Below are 19566 nucleotides of genomic sequence, written 5' to 3'. Positions count from 1 at the left end.
TTCATCAAACGGGCAATGCGCAAGCCCTACTTTCTTGTAAAGGAGCTAACTCATATTATGCCTTATGTTATTTTATTACTCATCACAAGCTTATTGTGGGGCGGAAATTTTGTAGTGGGAAAATCTCTTGTCGGGCACGCTTCTCCTATGACACTGACTACTCTTCGATGGATTATTGCAGTCATTTGTCTTTTCCCAATTGTATGGTGGAAAGAAAAGAAAATTTTCCCGCCGAAAGATGCACTTCTCCCTTTATTTCTTATGGGGGTTACTGGCGTTGTTTTCTTTAACATTTTTCAGTTTTGGGCATTAGAGCATACATCAGCAACAAATGTTGGTCTTATTTCTACATTAAATACGATTTCTATTGCTGTCTGTTCAGCTCTATTTTTAAAAGAAAAAATTAATATATTTCAAATTGCATCTATGATTGTCTCATTTTTTGGCGTTACGCTTGTTCTTTCAAAAGGAAAAATAGATACCTTGTTTTCCTTACATTTTAATATAGGTGATTTATGGATGATGGCCGCGGTATGTGTATGGGGAATCTATTCAGTTTGCAGTAGATGGGCAACGAAAAAGACGACACCAATGATGTCCACTTTATATTCTGGTATCTTTGGTATCATCATACTAGTTCCCTTTAACATCTCTCATTTTACCATTTCAAATATGAACGCTTCTTTCTTAGGATCGATTATGTATACAGGCGTTATCTCAACTGTTTTATGTATGGTTTTTTGGAATATCGGTGTCCAAAAATTAGGTGCGACTACTTCCGGTATTTTCTTAAATTTCAATCCTATTTTCACTGCCATTTTAGCGTTTCTATTATTAGGTGAACAAATGACGTGGATTCAGGTGGTAGGAAGTATGATTGTTATTGCAGGATGTTATTTATTCTCACACTTTAAATCTCATGCGATTTCTAAACAAGAATATACAACTCCGCAACATACAAGCACTCCTCTAGCACGGAGTAACTAAATATCGAGTTTGATAAATCAATCCCGCCGCTTCCTTTTAGAATGAAGCTACGGGATTTCTAATTATATAGAACCCGCATCTAATCTCGTTTACTTATGAAATCTTTGTAAGCGGCAATTTTATGTTCAAGCATCTCATCCGCAGCTTTTAACGTTCTGATTTGTTCCTTAATAGAGCGTTTATGTTCTTCTAAAAGGTTTAATCGCTCTGTTGTTGTATGATCTCCTTCTAAAACTAATGAAGCATACTTCTTTATTTTCGCGATGGGCATTTGTGTTTCTTTTAACTTGATCACAAATTGCAGCCATTTCATATGTGAGTCGTTATATCGTCTGTCTCCACTGGCATCACGAACGGGAATTATAATTTTTTCCTTTTCATAATACCGTAATGTATGTGTGCTTATCCCTAACATTTTAGCCACTTCACCAATAGTGTGCATAAGAAACCTCCACATTAATTTCCTCTTGACTTAGAGTTCACTCTAATCAGTATAATCAGCTCATAGTTCTTTCAAAATAAAATTAATTAAATAAAATTCAGGAGGAATTTATATGAAATATACAGTTATTACAGGTGCCAGTTCAGGAATTGGATATGAAACGGCTCTTGCTTTTGCGGCTCGCGGAAAAAACTTAATCCTAGCAGCACGCAGAACAGAGGAATTGGAAAAATTAAAATCAAAAGTGGCTGACATTAACGCAAATCTGGATGTTGTCATTCGAACTGTTGATCTATCTGTTACTGCAAATGTTTATGAATTCTACGAAAGTCTTCAGGATTATCAGATTGAGACCTGGATCAACAATGCTGGGTTTGGAAACTTTGCTTCCGTTGGGGAACAAAATTTAAATAAAATTGAAAAAATGCTTCACTTGAATATTGAAGCCTTAACTATTCTGTCCTCTCTTTATGTACGTGACTATGCAGATGTTGAAGGAACGCAACTCATCAATATTTCTTCTGGAGGAGGATACGTGATTGTTGCCGATGCTGTGACCTATTGTGCGACAAAGTTCTATGTAAGTGCCTTTACAGAAGGGCTAGCTCAAGAATTGAAAGAAAAAAGAGCAGCCATGCAAGCAAAAGTCTTGGCTCCTGCTGCAACTGAAACGGAATTTGCTAAACGTTCTTTGGATGCAGATGAATTCCAATATGAAGGTGTAATTCCTAAATTTCATACTGCAAAAGAAATGGCTGGATTTATGTTAGATCTTTATGATAGCGAGAAGGTAGTTGGAATTGTGGATGGAGAAACGTATGACTTCGAATTAAGAGATCCAATTTATCCGTATGTGACACGGACAAGAAAATAGTTTTTAAAAATCACCGATTTCCGGTACGTTAAGATGTAGCTTTAAAATAAAGTTTGATTAATTTGATGCTAATAACCTTAATAAAAGAGAAAATATAAAGAGCATGTTATTGAAAAAAGATTGTTCAAAGCATGCTCTTATTTAATGTAATTAGGAATTTTCTTTATAAAAAAGTTTGATCATTTTCAGTTTTAATTGTTCCACAATGGCGCCCATTTACTGAAGAATAACGACCTTATATTGGCCGTTGGTATTGTTGAAGAACAAAAAAGATAAAGATAGAGCTACCTAAAAGGAACAACTACTCTTCAACCTTCACACTGTTTAATAACAACGCCTCAATAAATGATAATTTATTATTAATATCCTCTATAATTTTTGGATCTGCTCATTAATATTTACCTTACTTAATCCTCCGTGGTAACAAACCACGGATTCAATATCTAGGTCTAAATATTTCTTCAAAGACTGTCGAGCAGCCTTTATATCCAAAGTGGTTGGAACATGAATCCCCTCCAGTGTTCCGTTTACACTATACATCGAATCCCCAGCAACAAGCGTTTTACTTTGCTTCAAATATAAACTGATATGGCCAGGAGTATGCCCTGGAGTATGGATAATAAGAATCCCGCCACAATACGGCAGTTCTTGACCATCAATCAAGGTATCATCCACTTTTCCCTTCGGTGGATTCTCTATATGTCCATCTTTCAAAAGAGGTAAATCCCCCTGGATATAAGGCTTATCTAGTTCGTGAGCATAAACTTTAATATTACTTCCACAATTCTGCAATATTTCAGGAAGACTGCCTATATGATCTATATCCTGATGCGTCAAAATCACGACTTTTAGTTTATCAAACGACACTCCTAACTTATCCATTGCTACATGTAAATCTTCAATTTGTCCAGGGAATCCAGTGTCTATTAAAACAGCCATTTCCTGATCCCATAAAAGGATTGGATGAATAATATTCCCATGAAATTCAAGGTGCAGCATCTCTACTCCGTTAGAAATTTCCATAACTTTAGTCTCCTTTATAATTAGATTTTATTGCTGTCAAAGAATGGGTTTGATTACACAAGAAGATTGGAAAAATAAAGCTAACCTTGTACTTAAAGTACTATTTTTACTTAGTTCATTAATTATGCATTATTGTACTAACCATCTTCGTTATTTGAATAGCTTAAAGCTTCGATTTATTTTTAATAAACCCTTTTTCTATTCAAAAAATAGCCTGACTGCTGAACAAGAAAAATCCTGTATTAAAATACAGGATTTTTGATCAATCTTTTTTTAAAATTATCAAACTTTCTTATAAACGATCAGGCTTTTTTATAAATGACCGAACTTTAATTCAAATCCACATAAGAAGCTGGTGATTCTTAATAGGAGTAATGACAGGGTGCTGTCATTACCCCTATTACACTCTCACACAAAATACTTCTTCAACATAGGCGGCGTAATAATTGTCGTCAAAATAACAACAATTACAATCGACGTAAAATTTTCTTTCGCTAACAAATTCGAAGCCAATCCGTTAGAAGCAATAATAAGCGCCACTTCTCCTCTTGACACCATTCCCGCTCCAATACTAATAGAAGACCTTAAATCAAATCCTGTTAATCTCGCCCCGAGTCCTGAACCGACTAATTTTGTTAATATAGCAATAATGGTCATAATGATAATGAACCATATTTGGTTTCCTAATCCTTGAAAGGTAATTTCCATACCAATACTAACGAAAAAGACCGGGACGAAAATCGCATACGCAATTGGCTCAATTTTATGTTCTACTTCATGCTTATACGAAGTTTGTGAAATTGCGATTCCAGCTGCGAATGCCCCAATAATTCCGGCAATCCCCATGATTTCACTGTAATAAGCAAATGAAAAACAAATAATGAGTGCTGCACTAATTAACGACTCTGAAACACGAAGTGGTGACAATATTTTCATAATGAAAGGAACACCTTTCCAGCCAATAAAAAAAATAGTAACAAAAAAGATGACTTTCTTCGCGATTACAAGCGTTACACTCACATCTTGTGAACCGAGAAAACTCATCACAAATGCTAACAATATAACAACAATAACATCATCAAATACAGCTGCTCCTAAAATCGTTGTACTTTCCCTCGTATTCATTTTCCCAAGATCTCGCAATGTTTGAACGGAAATACTAACAGACGTAGCGCAAAGAAGTAATCCTAAAAAAATCGCATGTGCCTGCGTCATTCCAAATAAAAGGCCTGCAACATATCCTCCAATAAACGGAAAGATAATTCCTCCCATTGCCACCGCAAAAGACGATGTAAGATTGCGGTTTAATTCCTCTAAATCTGTTTCAAGCCCCGCCATAAACATAAGAAGCAATACACCAATTGCACTTAATTCATCAATAAGCTCAGAACTATTAATAATGCCAAACATAGCTGGGCCAATAACAATTCCGATAATTAATTTTCCTAATACAGCTGGTTGTCCAAGACGAACACTAATATCACCAGCTAGTTTCGTGCAAAGTAAAATAACGGCAAGTTCAAAATAAAATAACATAATATCTGCTCCTACATAAAAATGCATTAATTTCTTACAATAGTGTTTACTTAAATATGTCGTTTTATTTGTTATACTTTCCGTTGACGAAATATTCTGAATTATGATAAATTTATTAGTAAAATTACATATTTATCCTAAAAATACCGTGCAACTGCACCATTCTCCATTTTATTTATACATAATACTATTTCTACTCTCTACTTAGTGCTCGAAGGGGCTACGTTCAAACTTAGCGGTTGTATCCACTTATCCCATTCTAACGGGAGTAAGACCCCCACTGATGGTTAGTTGAACTTTATGGAGAGGAGATTCAAATTTGAAAACACTTTTACGAAAGAAACCCCTTACGACTGAAGCACCACGTCAACTCAATCGAACATTAAGTGCCCTTGATTTAACTTTTTTAGGAATTGGAGCTGTTATCGGAACAGGTATTTTTGTTTTAACCGGTATTGTTGCTGCAAAGCACGCTGGTCCTGGTATTATGCTATCCTTTCTACTCGCTGCCTTTACGTGTGCATGCGTCGCTTTTTGCTATGCTGAGTTTTCATCTTCTATCCCAATTTCAGGAAGCGTTTATACATATGCTTATATGACGGTTGGGGAAATTGTTGCTTTCATCGTCGGCTGGTGTTTAATGCTTGAATATTTGCTCGCAGTTGCTGCCGTTGCCGTCGGTTGGTCTGGTTATTTACAATCCCTACTGCTCGGATTTGGGATCAAACTCCCAGCTATAATCGCCTCTGCCCCCGGTCTAGGAAAAGGAGGCATCATTGATTTACCAGCTGTCCTCATTATACTTTTTATTACCGCATTATTAAGTAGAGGGGTGCGTGAAAGTGCCCGCATGAATAACATCATGGTATTAATTAAATTGGCTGTCATCATTGCTTTTATTGTTGCTGGCGCAAAATATGTAAAACCGGAAAACTGGACACCATTTCTGCCATTTGGTTATGACGGGATTATTACAGGGGCTGCAACTGTATTCTTCGCTTTTTTAGGCTTCGATGCTATTGCAACTGCTGCCGAAGAAACAAAGAAACCACAGCGCGACTTACCAATTGGGATTATTGGTTCTCTTCTTATTTGTACCGTACTATATATAATTGTTTCCTTTGTATTAACAGGTATGGTTCCTTACACACAATTAGACGTATCAGATCCAGTTGCTTATGCCTTGAGGTTTGTCGGTGAAGATACGATCGCTAGTTTACTAGCAGTAGGAGCAATGACCGGAATGACAACTGTTATTCTCGTCGTTATGTATGGACAAGTACGTGTCTCATATGCAATGAGCCGCGATGGATTATTGCCAAAAGCTTTATCTCGCGTAAATGAAAAATTCAAAATCCCTTTAGTAAACACATGGATTATGGGTAGCGCCGCTGCTGCACTTGCTGGCTTATTAGATTTACATTTGCTTGCAAATCTTGTAAGCATCGGTACATTAACAGCATTCACGTTCGTTTGCATTGCGGTACTTATTTTACGAAAAACACATCCAAACTTACCTAGAGCATTCCGAGTGCCATTCGTTCCTGTTTTACCAATCGTTGCAATTTGCTGTTGTCTATACTTAATGTTTAGTCTTTCAAAAGAAACATGGATTGGCTTTGGTATATGGTTAACAATTGGTTTATGTGTATACTTTTTCTATTCGAAACGAAATAGTAATCTACTTATTGCCAAAACACATGATGAAAAAAAAGAAGCGTAAAAAAAGAAAGCTCGCTGTTTCTAGCGAGCTTTCTTTTATGTTCTAAGACTGTTCAATTTACGTAATCAATCACCGGTTAGAAGGTGTACTTTATTTTTGTTTTTCCTTCCTCTTTTTCCAAGTTTCAATACTATCAAAGAAAAAGTTAATAAACAATGTTCCTAGTCCCGCTAATAAAAAAGTGATTAAAAAAAGAACCCACAGACTTTTCTCTTGCAAATATTTATATCCGACTAGGAGCACAACAATAATCCATGTATATTCAAGAATTCTTTTTATGGTTTTTTTTGACATATAATCTGCTCCTTACATACATTATCTATTCTATTGTAACATACTCTCTTCTTCTTTAAAGACCGGTCATGCACGCAGTTATATCCCCAGTCCCTTTTCCTATCAATATTCTGTTCTACTTTTTTTCTTAACCATTTTGGAAATAACTATTCCAATAATAAAAACAAAAACAACTCCTAATATAGGCAACATATACTGATCTACCATAGCACCAGCCTTATGCCAATGCGGGCCAAGCTTCATTCCAACATAAATATAAAGAGTAGTTACCGGTACCATCGCAACAAATGTGTAGATTGCAAACTGCCAAATATTCATTTTCGCCATCCCGCATGGAACCGAAATAAGCGTACGTACACCTGGGATAAACCGCCCAGTAAATGCTACCACAGGGCCATATTTTGCAAAGAAATCATCCGCTTTTTGAATTTGTTCTTCTTTAATGAAAAAATACTTCCCATATTTGAGTAATAGCGGGCGGCCTCCGTAATATCCTATGGCATACAATGTTAATGGTCCTGTTGTTCCTCCAATCGTTCCCGCTAAAACCGCAATCCAAAAATTCATATCACCTTCATATACCCAATATCCAACGAGTGGTAATACAATCTCAGCAGGAACAAATTCAAACGTTAAAGCAAAAATAACTCCAAAATATGAGAATTGCTTTAAGTAATTAATAAAATCTAAAATAAGCTGTTCCATCTATCTTTCTCCTACTCTACTAATCCATATTTATCCTGCAAATGAACAGGCGCCATCTTGACAATGCGCTGTAAAATAAACAGAATCACCGCTACATCATCTAGCACACCAAAAAACAATAAAAAGTCTGGAATGATATCGAATGGAAACATAACATATCCACATAAGAATAAGATAGAAAGTACCTTTTTCTTAAATTCCACATCCTTTGATGTAAAGAATTCACATAAAAACGGAATAAATTTACGAACTTGGAAGATTAGACGTATTCTTTTCCACAACTTTCTCATATTCCTTCTCCTCTCTCGGTCTCCTATTACGGCATACAAAAAGGACCCTTACCAAAATGGTAAAGGTCCTAAAAAAGACAATAAGGGGCCCTTACCACGTCTGGTAAAGGTCTCACTAACAACATATTGTTGCTAATAAAGCCGAGGGTTTCTCCCTGTAATGACGACTTTATTATTGAAGTTACTCCCCTTTATATACGTAATTTTATATGGTCATCTTAAAAGTTTTAATAGAAAATGTCAATACTTTCTATCACTGTATTAGTTGATTAACCTAAAACTTTGATGAAAGCCTTTATGTATAAGAAGCCCTCATGGCTAGCATAATATATATATTCATTTTCTTTACATGACAATAATCGTATATAAAGGAGGATATTCTTGTGCATACAATTTGGAAAGGCTCTCTCTCACTTGGGTTATTAAAAATCGGGATTAAATTGTATAGTGCAGTAGAAGAAAAAGATGTTAAGTTACTACACCTTCACAAAGAGTGTCTTACCCCTATTAAATACAAAAAGATTGCTCCCGATTGTTCAGATGAAGAAGTAGAAGAAGCAGAAATTGTGAAAGCTTACGAATACGAACCTCATAAATATATTATTTTAGAAGAACAAGAATTAAATGATTTGAAAAAAGCACATGAATTACGAGCAATCAACATTCTTTCATTTGTTCAAAAGGATGAAGTAGATTCTATTTTTTTCGATCGTTCTTATTTTATTGGTCCTACTCCAGGTTCAGAAAAGGCATATTTATTATTAAAAGAAGCTCTTGAACGAACAAATAAGTTAGGGCTTGTCCATATTTCCCTTCGTCAAAAACAACATTTAGCAATCATCCGTAATTTTCATCAAGGTTTAATGCTGCAAACCATTCACTATTCGGATGAAATACGAAAAGTGGAAAGTATTCCAAATTTGCCGAAACATGAAGAAACACCTTTGCAAAAGCAAGAGCTCATTGCTGCAATGAATCTCATTCATCACCTTACAACTCCCTTTACACCAGAAGAATATACAGATGAATATAGAGAAGCCCTCCTTGACCTCATTGAAGAAAAAGTAGAACATCACGAAAAAACCGAAACCATTTTCCAATCTAAAAATATTGTAGATATCATGGCAACATTAAATGCTAGTATTGAACAAACAAAACAACTATCTAAGCAAAAAAGTAAAACTAACAAACGAAAAGCAAAATAAGGTGAAACTTCCATCAATGGAGGACTTCATTTTACACTGATGGAAATTTCACTATCCAGAAGTAGCGCAATAAATCAGCTTTTCGTACTTCTAAAAAGGAGTACAATTAGGAATCTCTATCCCTGAAGATTGTGCAAGTTTTAACAGGTAATAACACTCTTCCCTTGCCATATGATCTGCCATTCTCGCCGAAAACGAACTTAACACTTGTTCCGATAACTCTAGTTCTTCTAATTCATGAAGAAAACGTGAAAATAAAGTAATCTCTAACGAGACATCTTTTGTAAATTTCTTTAAGGCTGGAAAAGATGTTAATTCTGACCGTAAATAACCAGTCATTTCAACCGCTTTTATATAAAATTGCTCAAAATGCTTTTCGTACGCTTGGCTTTTTTCTTTTAAACGCTTCTCAACAAGGTCTAGTTCACCAGAAATGGACCCTGCATGACCAGCTGCATCTATTAACCATACGAGATGATAATGTAATTCGTGAAAAAGAGGAGGCACTTTACCTTCCATCAAGTTTTTAAGTACTGTTATGTATTCTTCTACTTCATTCACCATATGATTAAGAAATGTAGGAGTAAGATGAATGACGATTTTCCCTTCCAATTGCTTACGTAAAATATGCAATTTAAAATTTCTAATTGCATTCGCAGCTTCATCCGCCTCTTTTGCAAATGAAATGAGGTTGGCAGTCTGAAGTTTTGTTAACAACTCACCAAATTTTTGCTCAAAATACATTGCCTTTTGAATTTCTTCCTTTTCCTTTGGGGCTAAACCATCTACCAAAAAGTGTGCGTGATCTTCCAAAACTCTTAACCAAAATTTATGCTCGAATAAGGCACTTTCTTCATAAGCTCGATCCACCATATTCTCCCCCCCTCACAGCAAACATTCCCTATTATATATATTCATAAAGCTTTTTCGTATGTGTACTCGAGGCAGAAAAAAGCCCTAGAAGATGTTAAGCTAAATTTTCACTCTTTAATTGTGATTGCAGCTGAATCATATGTTGGTCTGGATCATAAACAGATAGTACTTTTTTCCCCTCTACGTAATCTTCCATTTCTGTATACGTTACATGGTAGTAATCTAACTTTTTAAGTAGATTTTCCACCTCACACAATTGCATATTCACTTCTATTTTTGGAAAAATCCCTTCCTTATTCACCGATTGTTTTCTTTTATTTACAATACAACAAATTCGCACAGATCCAACATCATACCATACCCCTGGCAAGTCTAATTGAGGACGCTGTCTACTCGGCTTAAAACCTAATATCCCTTCATAAAAATATAATGTTTTCTTCAAATCTCTTACCTCTAATAAAACAGAATGTACAACCTTGTCCACAATCCAGCCCCCTTTCTTACCTATTAGTTGTTGTATATGAGTCATAAATAGTAATTATGTTCGAATACAATACATAATATCAGTGTTTCATATAGGAGGTGTGCATATTGGATAAATCTGTGAAATCGTATGTACCATTTCACGGTCCTAATGACCCATGTCCACCAATAGGAAAAAAATACTACTTTACTCCGCCGCATTTGTATATGGGATTCCAACCACCAAATTTACCGCAATTCCCGCCAAATGAAGCATTAAAAAAAGGAACTTTGTGGCCTGCCTTATATGATTATTATGAAAATCCGTATAAGAAAGGACGGTGAAATAAATCGTGGCTCAGCAAATGCCAGATGAATTTTATAAATGGATGGAAGAACTGCAGGAACTCGATTTTGTATTAGTAGAGCTCACTTTGTATTTAGATACCCATCCTGATGATGTTGCATCAATTAATCAATTTAATGATTTTTCCTATAAACGTAGATTGCAAAAACAACAAATTGAAGAAAAATATGGTCCTCTTCAACAATATGGAAATAGTTATTCAAAAGCACCTTGGGAATGGAATAAAGGACCTTGGCCATGGCAAATGTAAAGGAGCAAACATATGTGGATATATGAAAAAAAATTGCAATATCCCGTAAAAGTAAGTACCTGTAATCCAAAACTTGCGAAATTTTTAATTGAACAATACGGCGGTGCCGATGGCGAATTAGCTGCCGCATTACGCTACTTAAATCAACGCTACACCATTCCGGACAAAGTCGTTGGTTTATTAACAGACATTGGAACAGAAGAATTTGCACACCTCGAAATGATTGCGACAATGGTATATAAATTAACAAAAGATGCAACACCTGAGCAAATGAAAGAAGCCGGCCTTGACGCTCACTATGCCGATCATGATAGTGCCATTTTCTATCACAATGCCGCAGGCGCTCCTTTTACAGCAACATACATACAAGCAAAGGGCGATCCAATTGCAGATTTATACGAAGATATAGCTGCGGAAGAAAAAGCCCGGGCAACATATCAATGGCTCATTAATATGTCTGACGATCCTGATATAAATGATGGATTACGTTTTCTACGAGAACGTGAGATTGTTCACTCCCTACGCTTTCGAGAAGCAGTCGAAATTTTAAAAGAGGAACGAGATCGACAAATTTATTTTTAAAATGTATTAAAAAACAAAGTGACCTCAATTATTAGGTCACTTTGTTTCATTATAAACTCTACCAAGAACACTAAATAAATTTTTTGCGATTTCTTGCGATTAAAACAAAAACTTGTTCGTGGCTAATTCCACAAAAATCGAAAGAACATCCACGTTTACGACCTCAAATATTTCTTTTCCCCTTTCAGAATATAGAGAATATATTTCATCCATTTCTACAATCCCCCATCATGTCTGCTAATTTTCGGAGAGAATAACCTTTCAACAAATAGGGCCTTAAATCCCCTTCTTTCCTCAGAATGATTATTCAACTTAGTGAGTCAATTATTAATTTTTTAAAAATTAACTGTTGCTTTCTAGTCATCAGACCATTAAAATAAAAACATCAATTCGACAAATTATTTGAATTTTCGACAAAAACCATCTAGGAGGATTTTTATAGAATGCGTACAACTTTAAAACCATCCCAAATTCTCTCCATTAGCTTATTGCTATTTGCGATTTTCTTTGGTGCTGGTAATATGATTTTTCCGCCCCTGCTCGGTCTTTCGTCTGGAAAGAATATGTGGGTGTCTATTTCAGGATTTGTGATTACCGACGTTGGTTTATCACTATTAGCAATTGTCGCTGTTGCATTAGCAGGCGGTAGCTTTGGAAAACTTGCAAGCCGTGTTCATCCAAAATTCGCAACGATTTTTTCCATCATTATTTACCTTTCTATCGGTCCGCTTTTCGTTATCCCGCGTACAGGCTCTGTTTCATACGAAATCGGAATTGCACCGCTTTTTCAAACTCACTGGTATTCAATGTTGCTCTTTACGGGGATTTTCTTTACGATTGTATACTTCTTATCATTAAATCCTTCCAAGTTAGTGGATCACATTGGAAAAATTTTAACACCTATTTTACTTATTATTATTGCCGTAATGGCAACAAAAGCGATTCTTTCACCAGCAGGTTCTTTTGCTGCTCCTATTGGTGACTACAAAGAGATGCCATTTTTCAAAGGATTCTTAGAAGGATTTTTAACATTAGATGCGATTGGAGCCCTTGTATTATCTACCATTGTAGTGAATGCGATTCGTCAAAATGGGGTAAATGATAAAAAAGCAATTACTAAATATACGATTATATGCGGAAGTATTGCAGCTTTGTTCTTAACGATCGTTTATTTCTTATTAGGTTATATAGGAGCATCAAACGCACAGCTCGGCCAATTCGAAAACGGTGGGCAATTATTAGCAGCTGTTATGTACCATTTATTTGGGACAAGCGGTAACATATTATTAAGCTTAGCAATTATTTTCGCTTGCTTAACAACAGCAATTGGTGTTGTTAGTGCATTTGCCAACTATTTTTCGAACGTTTTAACAAATGTATCATACAAAAAACTTGTATTGTGGGTTTGTGTATTTAGCTTTGTTGTTTCTAACTTAGGATTAAGCTTATTAATTAAAATTACATTGCCGGTATTACTTATTCTTTATCCAATTACCATTATCTTAATTTTCGTATCGTTTATTGACAAATATACGAAGAGAAAACCTAGTGTATATATTGGAGCAATGATTGCAGCTTTTATTATAAGTTGTATTCAGGCACTTGATAACATCGGGATGATGCCAGCTGCTATTACATCTATTGCAAATACAATTCCATTTTATGAATTAGGAGTTGGCTGGATTGTTCCAGCGATTATCGGTGGTATTATCGGCTATTTTGTACCACAAACAACAACGCAAGTTTCAACAAATGAATAAGCATCCTTTGAGGGACTTCCTCCCTCACGGATGCTTATTTTTTTATCCAGCTATTTGCGGGCAGTACCCCATCGCTATCAAGTTAATATTTTGGAGTATCCCCAAAACGGAAATTTAATCTCTTCATATTTGGCCATGAAGATTCAGTTTATTTTTTTCGTCTTGGGGAACAATGAATGTCTTAAGTTGATGGGAATGTGGCTGTACCTCTATATAAAAAATCCCGCACATCAAACTGTAAAGATTAAGCAATTTTAAATATAAATAGAAACTCAAATCAAAAATAAATACTAAAAACAATTTCAATCCATAAATTTCTATTACTATATCTTTCTGCTTTCCTTTTCTTGTTTATGTTTATCAGCTAAATATCTAGCATAGTGAATTAAGTTTCTAGCTACATCTAATTCAAGATTAAATATATTAGGTACACCTGGTCTCCAGTTCACCTCAAACAACCACAATTTGTGGTCCTTATCAATTCCAACATCAATTCCTAATTCATCAAATAATACATCCTCATACAAAGAATTAAAATGGTTAGAAAAGCTTATCGCAAATCGCTCTAAATACCTTTGAATATTGTACCAATCGTTATCAAACTCTGTTTTTAAAAAAACATCTAAATAAGTACTATAACCACCGCTAGCCATATTTGATACAATACTTCCTAATCGGCCTATTCTCGGGTATATCGAAGTAATAACCCAATCGCCTTCTCCATTTCTTTGAACATGCAATCGAAAATCATAAACATGACCAGATTTAATTTGACTTGAAATGAACCGTTGAACTATATAACCTTGTTCTTGAACTTTATGAGATACAAAACTTAGTAATTGTTTTTCATTAATAGATAAAACTTGCTCTGACTCATTAATATTGTAATACTTACCATGTTTTTCAATAAAAACAATCCCCTTACCTTGATGTCCTGAAGTTGGTTTAATAAGAACTTTTTCATAGCGATTAATCATGTCAAAAAACTTATTAGTATCAGTTAATTCATAAAAAGGAATAAGGTATTGCTCAAATTTTTCTGCTTTTTTTATTCTGTCATATACACTTAATTTATCTCCAATTGAATGACTTGTGAACGGAATCCTATCGTATAGATAATCATAAATTTGCTGATTTTTATCACTAACGTAAACACTTGCATTATAAATAACATCAGGAAAAGAGAATTCTTGTTCAATCCACTTACCATTTTCATAAATTTTACCTAAAATCTTTTCAGTTATTATATTTACTTTCCCTAAAGTAAAATAAAAAAAATTTACACCTTCGGCTTTTGCTACAGCAGCATAAGCATATGTTTTCTTTACCATATTCGGATCTTTCCGATGATGAAGCATACCAATTGTAGTCATATTAGTTCCTCTTCCCCTCTTTGCAAAGATCTTTTTCAAAACAAGTATCAAATTCATTATATATATATTCATGTTATTCCTTATTTAACCATTTTTAGAAAAATCAAGAACAAGCTTGACCTCATTTTAATATTCTACCTATATAAATAATAAATCTGCGATTTTATAAAATGATTAAGGTTAAGGTGATATGAGATGGATACTATTGTTTTTATTGAAACAAATAAATCTGGATCAAGTAGGGAAGCAATCAAAGCAGCGGAAAAACTTAATTTCTTTACTGTTTTATTAACCAACAAAAAAAAATTTATTGAGGAACGCAGTACATTCCCTGATGTACATCAGATGACTTTTACTGATATAAACGATTATGATAATATAATTACAACAATCGAAAAATTGGAAATAACAGGAAAAGACATAAAAGGAATCTTTAGTTTTATTGATCCTTTTGTTTCTGTAGCTGCACGCTTATCAGAAAAATTCTGCTCAAATATTGTATCTACTCAAGCAATCTATCAAATGGAAGATAAAGTATTAACTCGTAATGTACTTAAAAATTTACCAATCTCACTCAACTATTTAATTTACAAACCAACAGAATCATTATCATCTTTTATTGAAAAAACTAAAAAGATGGAATTTCCTCTTATTGTAAAGTCTCCTAAATCAACGGGATCAAAAGATGTATTATTAGTAAAAGATAAAGATCAATTAATTTCATCTATGCAAAGTCTTTTAAAAAAACTACCTAATGAAGAAATTTTACTTGAAGAATATGTAGATGGGCCTCAATACTTAGTCGAAGTTTTAGTTCGAAATGAAAAAGTTCATATTATAGCAATAATTGAACAAGAAATTACACTTTTTGAACGCTTTATTGTTACTGGTTATTCTTTACTAGGACAGGTAAACAAGAAACTATATAATAGTCTTTTCAATGCCATTAATTCTATTATTCAGGCTTTTAATATGAAAAATGGAGCTTGTCATCTAGAACTCCGGAGAATAAATGATATTTGGAAATTAATTGAGATAAATCCCAGAATATCAGGTGGAGCAATGAATGACATGATTGAAATTGGACATGGAATCAACTTAGTACAAGAAACTATTCAGTTAATGTTAGGAAATAAACCTTTGCTAAATAAAAAACATTATAAATATGTGTACACTCATTACCTAACAGTTAAATCTAAAGGAAAACTAATTCAAGTTACAGGGAAAGATCGTAGTTCTAAATATCCTGGTGTAGAGAAGGTTTATATAAAACCTAAAAAAGGAACTGTCCTAAAACCACCTAGATCAATGGGACATCGATATGCATACGTTTTAGCAGCATCCAATATTAAAACAGAAGCTAAAAAAATAGCTTTAGAAGCTGCTAAAGAAATTTCTTTTCAGATTGAAATAATAGATACAATTGACTAAAAATCAGGGATCATAACACATCAAAAATCATTCTATATCTACTCTTTTTATATTACTATTTTAATATGTTCAAATAGTAATAATATCACCAGTCAATCTATCTAGAAATCCCAAAAGATCCCTTCAATTTTTCTAAAGAGACTTTTCGTTCACATAATCAGTAAATTAATTTTTAAACAAACCAAAAAAACCTTTCCGTTTTTGTTTCTGTATATCTCTAATATTTTCAAGCAATAACTGATTTCGTTTCTCTAACTTTTTCTCTATAAGGGGGACCACCACACATTCATCAACTTAAGGATTTAGACTATTTTTGAAGTTAAAAGCACGTTACTATTCTCTTATGTTAATGAGAAAGGGTGACGTGCTTTTTATGAATATACACCAAAAACAAGAGTTATCTTTATTTACCGAAGAGTTATATCGACATATGTCTTCCGCTACACTTAATCAATTAGCTATAGAAGCAGGCGGAATGAAACGAAAACACAAGTGCCACGGGCAGTAATCCCCACTGATGGAAGTTTCACTTTACCTTAAAATCTTTTATACTATATGTGCTTTGTTATTTTACGAAAGTATTTCGTTGTACCAGAACGAGATACTTTCTTTTTATTTTCCATTTTTATTTGCTAATTCAAAAACTTGATGAACATCTTTATCGCCACGACCAGATAAGTTTACAATAATCGTTTGCTCTTTAGATAAAGTAGGCGCAAGTTTCATCGCATACGCTACAGCATGTGAACTTTCAAGTGCAGGAATGATGCCCTCTACTTTTGATAACGTATGAAATGCTGCTAATGCCTCATCATCTGTAATGGATACATATTGTGCGCGGCCTGTGTCTTTATAATAACTATGTTCAGGACCAACTCCTTGGTAGTCTAAACCAGCTGCAATTGAATGCGCCTCAGCAATGTCACCATTCTCATCTTTCATCATATAACATTTAAAACCGTGAATAATTCCTGGTTCTCCTGCTGTTAATGGTGCAGCATGCAAGCCTGTTTCAATTCCTTTTCCTCCTGGTTCAACACCAACCATTTTCACTTCTGTATCATTATAAAATGGTGCAAATAAACCGATGGCATTACTACCTCCGCCTACACAAGCAACGATATACTCCGGAAGACGATTTTCTTTTTCAAGATGCTGTTGTTTCGCCTCGTATCCAATTACAGATTGAAAATGACGAACAATTGTTGGATACGGATGTGGACCTAATGCAGAACCTAATAAATAAAATGTATTTTCATAATGAGTTGCATAATCTACTAAAGCAGCATCTACAGCTTCTTTTAACGTACGTCCTCCTTCTTGTACAGCAACCACTTTAGCGCCCAGTAATTCCATGCGAAATACATTTAATGCTTGGCGCTCTGTATCTAAACCACCCATATAAACCGTACAATCTATTCCAAACATCGCGCATGCTGTTGCTGTTGCAACTCCATGTTGCCCTGCTCCTGTTTCAGCAATAACTCTCTTCGCTCCCATGCGTTTTGCCAATAATATTTGGCCAATTACGTTATTAATTTTATGTGCACCTGTATGATTTAAATCTTCACGTTTCAAATAAATTTTGGCACCATTTAATTGCTCACTTAAGCGCTTCGCATAATATAACGGATTCGGACGACCTACATACTCTTTTAAATAATATTGAAATTCCTTCATAAACTCTGGGTCATCTTTGTACATATCAAATGTCTCTTCTAAATGCTTTAATGCTTGCTGTAATGATTCTGGTACAAAACTTCCTCCATATTCTCCAAAGAAACCTTCTTTCGCCTGTAATAATTCCATCTTTTATCCTTCCTTTCAAAGTAAAAACGATGAGAATTTGAGCAATTTCGAGCAAATAAAAAAGCCCTCTACATACCTAATTGGTATGTAGAGGGCGATATATTACGATACCGTGGTGCCACCTCTATTGATCTTCTATCCTACTAGAATAAAAGAATCCACTTTTATTGGATACGGAATGTCACATTCGATATCCTCATCCTTGTAACGGCGGAACCCGGGTCGCATACTCCAAATGTTTCAACGTACCTCTCGTAAGTCCATTCCCTATGATCTGTCGTACTGGTTCACACCAATCCCAGCTCTCTGCAACGCTTCAATTATAGGTACTCCTCTTACTCATCGATTTTTACTATTTAGATTTGATTTTGATTATATATAGCTTGTAATGCATTGTCAACTAAAACAGAATGACAAGAATCTACATTATTTTAAAATAACAATAGTGCTCGCAATTCGAATACAGCTGGTAAGATAATTTATTATTTTATAACGCTGTTTTCTTAAAGATTGTTGTTTTTAGCAAATGTTTTATAACAATAGTACAATTGAAATAAATGGTAATCATTGTAGCACCCAACCATTTGTGACTACTAATGAAATAGGAGGCAGATTATGAAAGAGAACGAATTGTATGCTTATCATATTGTTACTAGAAAAAAAATGAGTCTTGGACAGATAATTAACTTTGGCAAGAGCCAAAACAATACCTTATATCGTTTCTTCTTTGAGAGAGAACAATTGAATTCAAAAGGCGAAGACTTTATTCAAATTTTTCAAGGTCATTATACAAATGAAGGCTTGAACTTGAATAAAGAGGATTCCGAGGTAGCTATTAAGTATATAGACCAAACAATCAGAGCTATTAGAGAAGTGATAGTAGAAATGATTAGACTGCAAGAATATCCTGAATATCCTTCAAGATTGTCTTGCTTATACGCTGCGAAAAGCTATGAAGACGCATTGAAATGGAAAGAGTTATTTGACTCTTACAATCGTAAAGTTTTGCAGATTGTTAAACTACGAGTTATCGGGAATTCTTTTGAGGGAGATGGAAACCTTTTACCAAAGGAAGATGGAATTCCTTTCTCTCAAAAAATTGAACAAGCTAGAGAATATTGGAAGGGTAATGTAAAAAACGAGCTTCCTGAGCTATTGATTAACGGAAAAATTGAAGTGGTAGAAATTATTAATGATTTCTCATAAGCCACTTCTAAAGATAAGCCAGTAAATTATCTTGAAGACAAATTAAAATATAAAAGCCTTAAATCCTTCCCACAATGTGAGAGTTCCTTTATTTACCTTTAATTCCGAAGTATATAAAATTTCATAAAATTCTTGACAACTGAATTTTCTTTCTATATATTAATCCATAATATTAACAAAACATCTTATAAGACAGATAGAATAAACACAATGATTAGGAGTAGTAGAAGAATTCTCATGATGTGCAGAGAGCTGTGGGGTGGTGGAACACAGTCACATGAAACTTCGAACTCGCCTAGGAGTGGAAAGGCTGAACAAAGTAAGATATGTTAGGCTTTTACGGTTGATTTACGTTATAAAATTTAGCATGAATA

The 19566-nt window shown here is 34.4% G+C and carries 21 protein-coding genes, 2 pseudogenes and 2 other annotated features (1 of these 25 only partly in view); of the genes and pseudogenes, 11 read left to right on the top strand and 12 right to left on the bottom strand.

Going from position 1 to position 19566, the window contains the following annotated elements:
- The first annotated feature begins 57 nt into the window (after positions 1-57).
- Entirely contained in the window at positions 58-987 is a 930-nt protein-coding gene (locus NKR74_RS04015) for a DMT family transporter (protein ID WP_253628691.1), read from the top strand.
- Positions 988-1066: 79 nt separating this feature from the next.
- Here NKR74_RS04015 and NKR74_RS04010 read toward each other — a convergent pair whose 3' ends face one another.
- Positions 1067-1429 (bottom strand): MerR family transcriptional regulator, encoded by a 363-nt coding sequence (locus NKR74_RS04010; protein ID WP_253628690.1) that lies wholly within the window; start codon positions 1427-1429, stop codon positions 1067-1069.
- Positions 1430-1541: 112 nt separating this feature from the next.
- Here NKR74_RS04010 and NKR74_RS04005 point away from each other — a divergent pair, with 112 nt between their 5' ends.
- Positions 1542-2303, top strand: coding sequence for an SDR family NAD(P)-dependent oxidoreductase (locus NKR74_RS04005; RefSeq protein WP_253628689.1), 762 nt, complete (start codon positions 1542-1544; stop codon positions 2301-2303).
- A 369-nt stretch (positions 2304-2672) separates the two neighbouring features.
- On the opposite strand, the gene NKR74_RS04000 is transcribed toward NKR74_RS04005, so the two are convergent.
- Complete coding sequence (locus NKR74_RS04000) at positions 2673-3326, bottom strand: MBL fold metallo-hydrolase (protein WP_253628688.1); 654 nt, start codon at positions 3324-3326, stop codon at positions 2673-2675.
- Positions 3327-3734: 408 nt separating this feature from the next.
- Positions 3735-4862 (bottom strand): cation:proton antiporter, encoded by a 1128-nt coding sequence (locus NKR74_RS03995; RefSeq protein WP_375337645.1) that lies wholly within the window; start codon positions 4860-4862, stop codon positions 3735-3737.
- A gap of 319 nt (positions 4863-5181) precedes the next feature.
- On the opposite strand from NKR74_RS03995, the gene bcaP reads away from it, so the two are divergent.
- On the top strand, positions 5182-6585 hold the full coding sequence (gene bcaP / locus NKR74_RS03990; RefSeq protein ID WP_253628686.1) for a branched-chain amino acid transporter BcaP: 1404 nt from the start codon (positions 5182-5184) through the stop codon (positions 6583-6585).
- A gap of 90 nt (positions 6586-6675) precedes the next feature.
- Here bcaP and NKR74_RS03985 read toward each other — a convergent pair whose 3' ends face one another.
- From NKR74_RS03985 to NKR74_RS03975, 3 genes are all read right to left on the bottom strand, one after another.
- Positions 6676-6879 carry a hypothetical protein gene (locus NKR74_RS03985; RefSeq protein ID WP_098308211.1) on the bottom strand — a complete coding sequence of 68 codons (204 nt, stop codon included), beginning with the start codon at positions 6877-6879 and terminating at the stop codon, positions 6676-6678.
- A gap of 102 nt (positions 6880-6981) precedes the next feature.
- On the bottom strand, positions 6982-7584 hold the full coding sequence (locus NKR74_RS03980; protein ID WP_253628685.1) for a DedA family protein: 603 nt from the start codon (positions 7582-7584) through the stop codon (positions 6982-6984).
- A gap of 11 nt (positions 7585-7595) precedes the next feature.
- Positions 7596-7874: a YkvA family protein gene (locus NKR74_RS03975; RefSeq protein WP_253628684.1), complete on the bottom strand. Its 279-nt coding sequence runs from the start codon at positions 7872-7874 to the stop codon at positions 7596-7598.
- 383 nt (positions 7875-8257) lie between these two features.
- Here NKR74_RS03975 and ku point away from each other — a divergent pair, with 383 nt between their 5' ends.
- Entirely contained in the window at positions 8258-9079 is an 822-nt protein-coding gene (ku, locus tag NKR74_RS03970; RefSeq protein ID WP_253628683.1) for a non-homologous end joining protein Ku, read from the top strand.
- A 90-nt stretch (positions 9080-9169) separates the two neighbouring features.
- Here ku and NKR74_RS03965 read toward each other — a convergent pair whose 3' ends face one another.
- Positions 9170-9949 (bottom strand): DUF2935 domain-containing protein, encoded by a 780-nt coding sequence (locus tag NKR74_RS03965; protein ID WP_253631075.1) that lies wholly within the window; start codon positions 9947-9949, stop codon positions 9170-9172.
- A 97-nt stretch (positions 9950-10046) separates the two neighbouring features.
- Complete coding sequence (locus tag NKR74_RS03960) at positions 10047-10436, bottom strand: VOC family protein (RefSeq protein WP_253628682.1); 390 nt, start codon at positions 10434-10436, stop codon at positions 10047-10049.
- A gap of 107 nt (positions 10437-10543) precedes the next feature.
- Between NKR74_RS03960 and NKR74_RS03955 the strand changes: the two genes are divergently transcribed.
- Genes NKR74_RS03955 through cotJC form a run of 3 tightly spaced genes read left to right on the top strand, consistent with a single transcriptional unit; the run spans position 10544 to position 11613 of the window.
- Complete coding sequence (locus NKR74_RS03955; RefSeq protein ID WP_098308201.1) at positions 10544-10759, top strand: spore coat associated protein CotJA; 216 nt, start codon at positions 10544-10546, stop codon at positions 10757-10759.
- A gap of 20 nt (positions 10760-10779) precedes the next feature.
- Positions 10780-11031 (top strand): spore coat protein CotJB, encoded by a 252-nt coding sequence (locus NKR74_RS03950; protein WP_098308290.1) that lies wholly within the window; start codon positions 10780-10782, stop codon positions 11029-11031.
- Positions 11032-11043: 12 nt separating this feature from the next.
- The gene (gene cotJC, locus NKR74_RS03945) at positions 11044-11613 is read left to right on the top strand and encodes a spore coat protein CotJC (RefSeq protein WP_098308199.1); all 570 of its coding nucleotides are present in this window, start codon (positions 11044-11046) and stop codon (positions 11611-11613) included.
- Positions 11614-11692: 79 nt separating this feature from the next.
- Here the strand turns inward: cotJC and NKR74_RS03940 are convergent.
- Positions 11693-11838 (bottom strand): annotated as a pseudogene (locus NKR74_RS03940) (IS1595 family transposase); the annotation flags it as partial.
- A gap of 218 nt (positions 11839-12056) precedes the next feature.
- Between NKR74_RS03940 and brnQ2 the strand changes: the two are divergent.
- Positions 12057-13373: a branched-chain amino acid transport system II carrier protein BrnQ2 gene (gene brnQ2 / locus NKR74_RS03935; RefSeq protein ID WP_253628681.1), complete on the top strand. Its 1317-nt coding sequence runs from the start codon at positions 12057-12059 to the stop codon at positions 13371-13373.
- A 323-nt stretch (positions 13374-13696) separates the two neighbouring features.
- Here the strand turns inward: brnQ2 and NKR74_RS03930 are convergent, their stop codons facing one another.
- Complete coding sequence (locus NKR74_RS03930) at positions 13697-14818, bottom strand: YheC/YheD family endospore coat-associated protein (RefSeq protein ID WP_253628680.1); 1122 nt, start codon at positions 14816-14818, stop codon at positions 13697-13699.
- Positions 14819-14941: 123 nt separating this feature from the next.
- Between NKR74_RS03930 and NKR74_RS03925 the strand changes: the two genes are divergently transcribed.
- Complete coding sequence (locus NKR74_RS03925) at positions 14942-16177, top strand: ATP-grasp domain-containing protein (protein ID WP_253628679.1); 1236 nt, start codon at positions 14942-14944, stop codon at positions 16175-16177.
- 165 nt (positions 16178-16342) lie between these two features.
- On the opposite strand, the pseudogene NKR74_RS03920 reads toward NKR74_RS03925, so the two are convergent.
- Positions 16343-16444: pseudogene (locus NKR74_RS03920) on the bottom strand (MerR family transcriptional regulator); the annotation flags it as partial.
- A gap of 106 nt (positions 16445-16550) precedes the next feature.
- Between NKR74_RS03920 and NKR74_RS03915 the strand changes: the two are divergent.
- Entirely contained in the window at positions 16551-16685 is a 135-nt protein-coding gene (locus NKR74_RS03915; RefSeq protein ID WP_375337711.1) for a hypothetical protein, read from the top strand.
- Between the two features lie 104 nt (positions 16686-16789).
- On the opposite strand, the gene trpB is transcribed toward NKR74_RS03915, so the two are convergent.
- Complete coding sequence (gene trpB, locus NKR74_RS03910; RefSeq protein ID WP_253628678.1) at positions 16790-17986, bottom strand: tryptophan synthase subunit beta; 1197 nt, start codon at positions 17984-17986, stop codon at positions 16790-16792.
- A gap of 87 nt (positions 17987-18073) precedes the next feature.
- Positions 18074-18338: a binding site (T-box leader), on the bottom strand.
- Between the two features lie 263 nt (positions 18339-18601).
- On the opposite strand from trpB, the gene NKR74_RS03905 reads away from it, so the two are divergent.
- Positions 18602-19192 carry a DUF2441 domain-containing protein gene (locus NKR74_RS03905; protein WP_253628677.1) on the top strand — a complete coding sequence of 197 codons (591 nt, stop codon included), beginning with the start codon at positions 18602-18604 and terminating at the stop codon, positions 19190-19192.
- A gap of 201 nt (positions 19193-19393) precedes the next feature.
- Positions 19394-19566 (top strand) — a binding site (T-box leader) (it continues 84 nt past the right edge of the window).

The organism is Bacillus sp. 3103sda1 (assembly GCF_024159135.1).
In the GTDB taxonomy this organism is placed as follows: domain Bacteria; phylum Bacillota; class Bacilli; order Bacillales; family Bacillaceae_G; genus Bacillus_A; species Bacillus_A rhizoplanae.
This window is presented reverse-complemented; position numbering and strand designations above follow the sequence as displayed.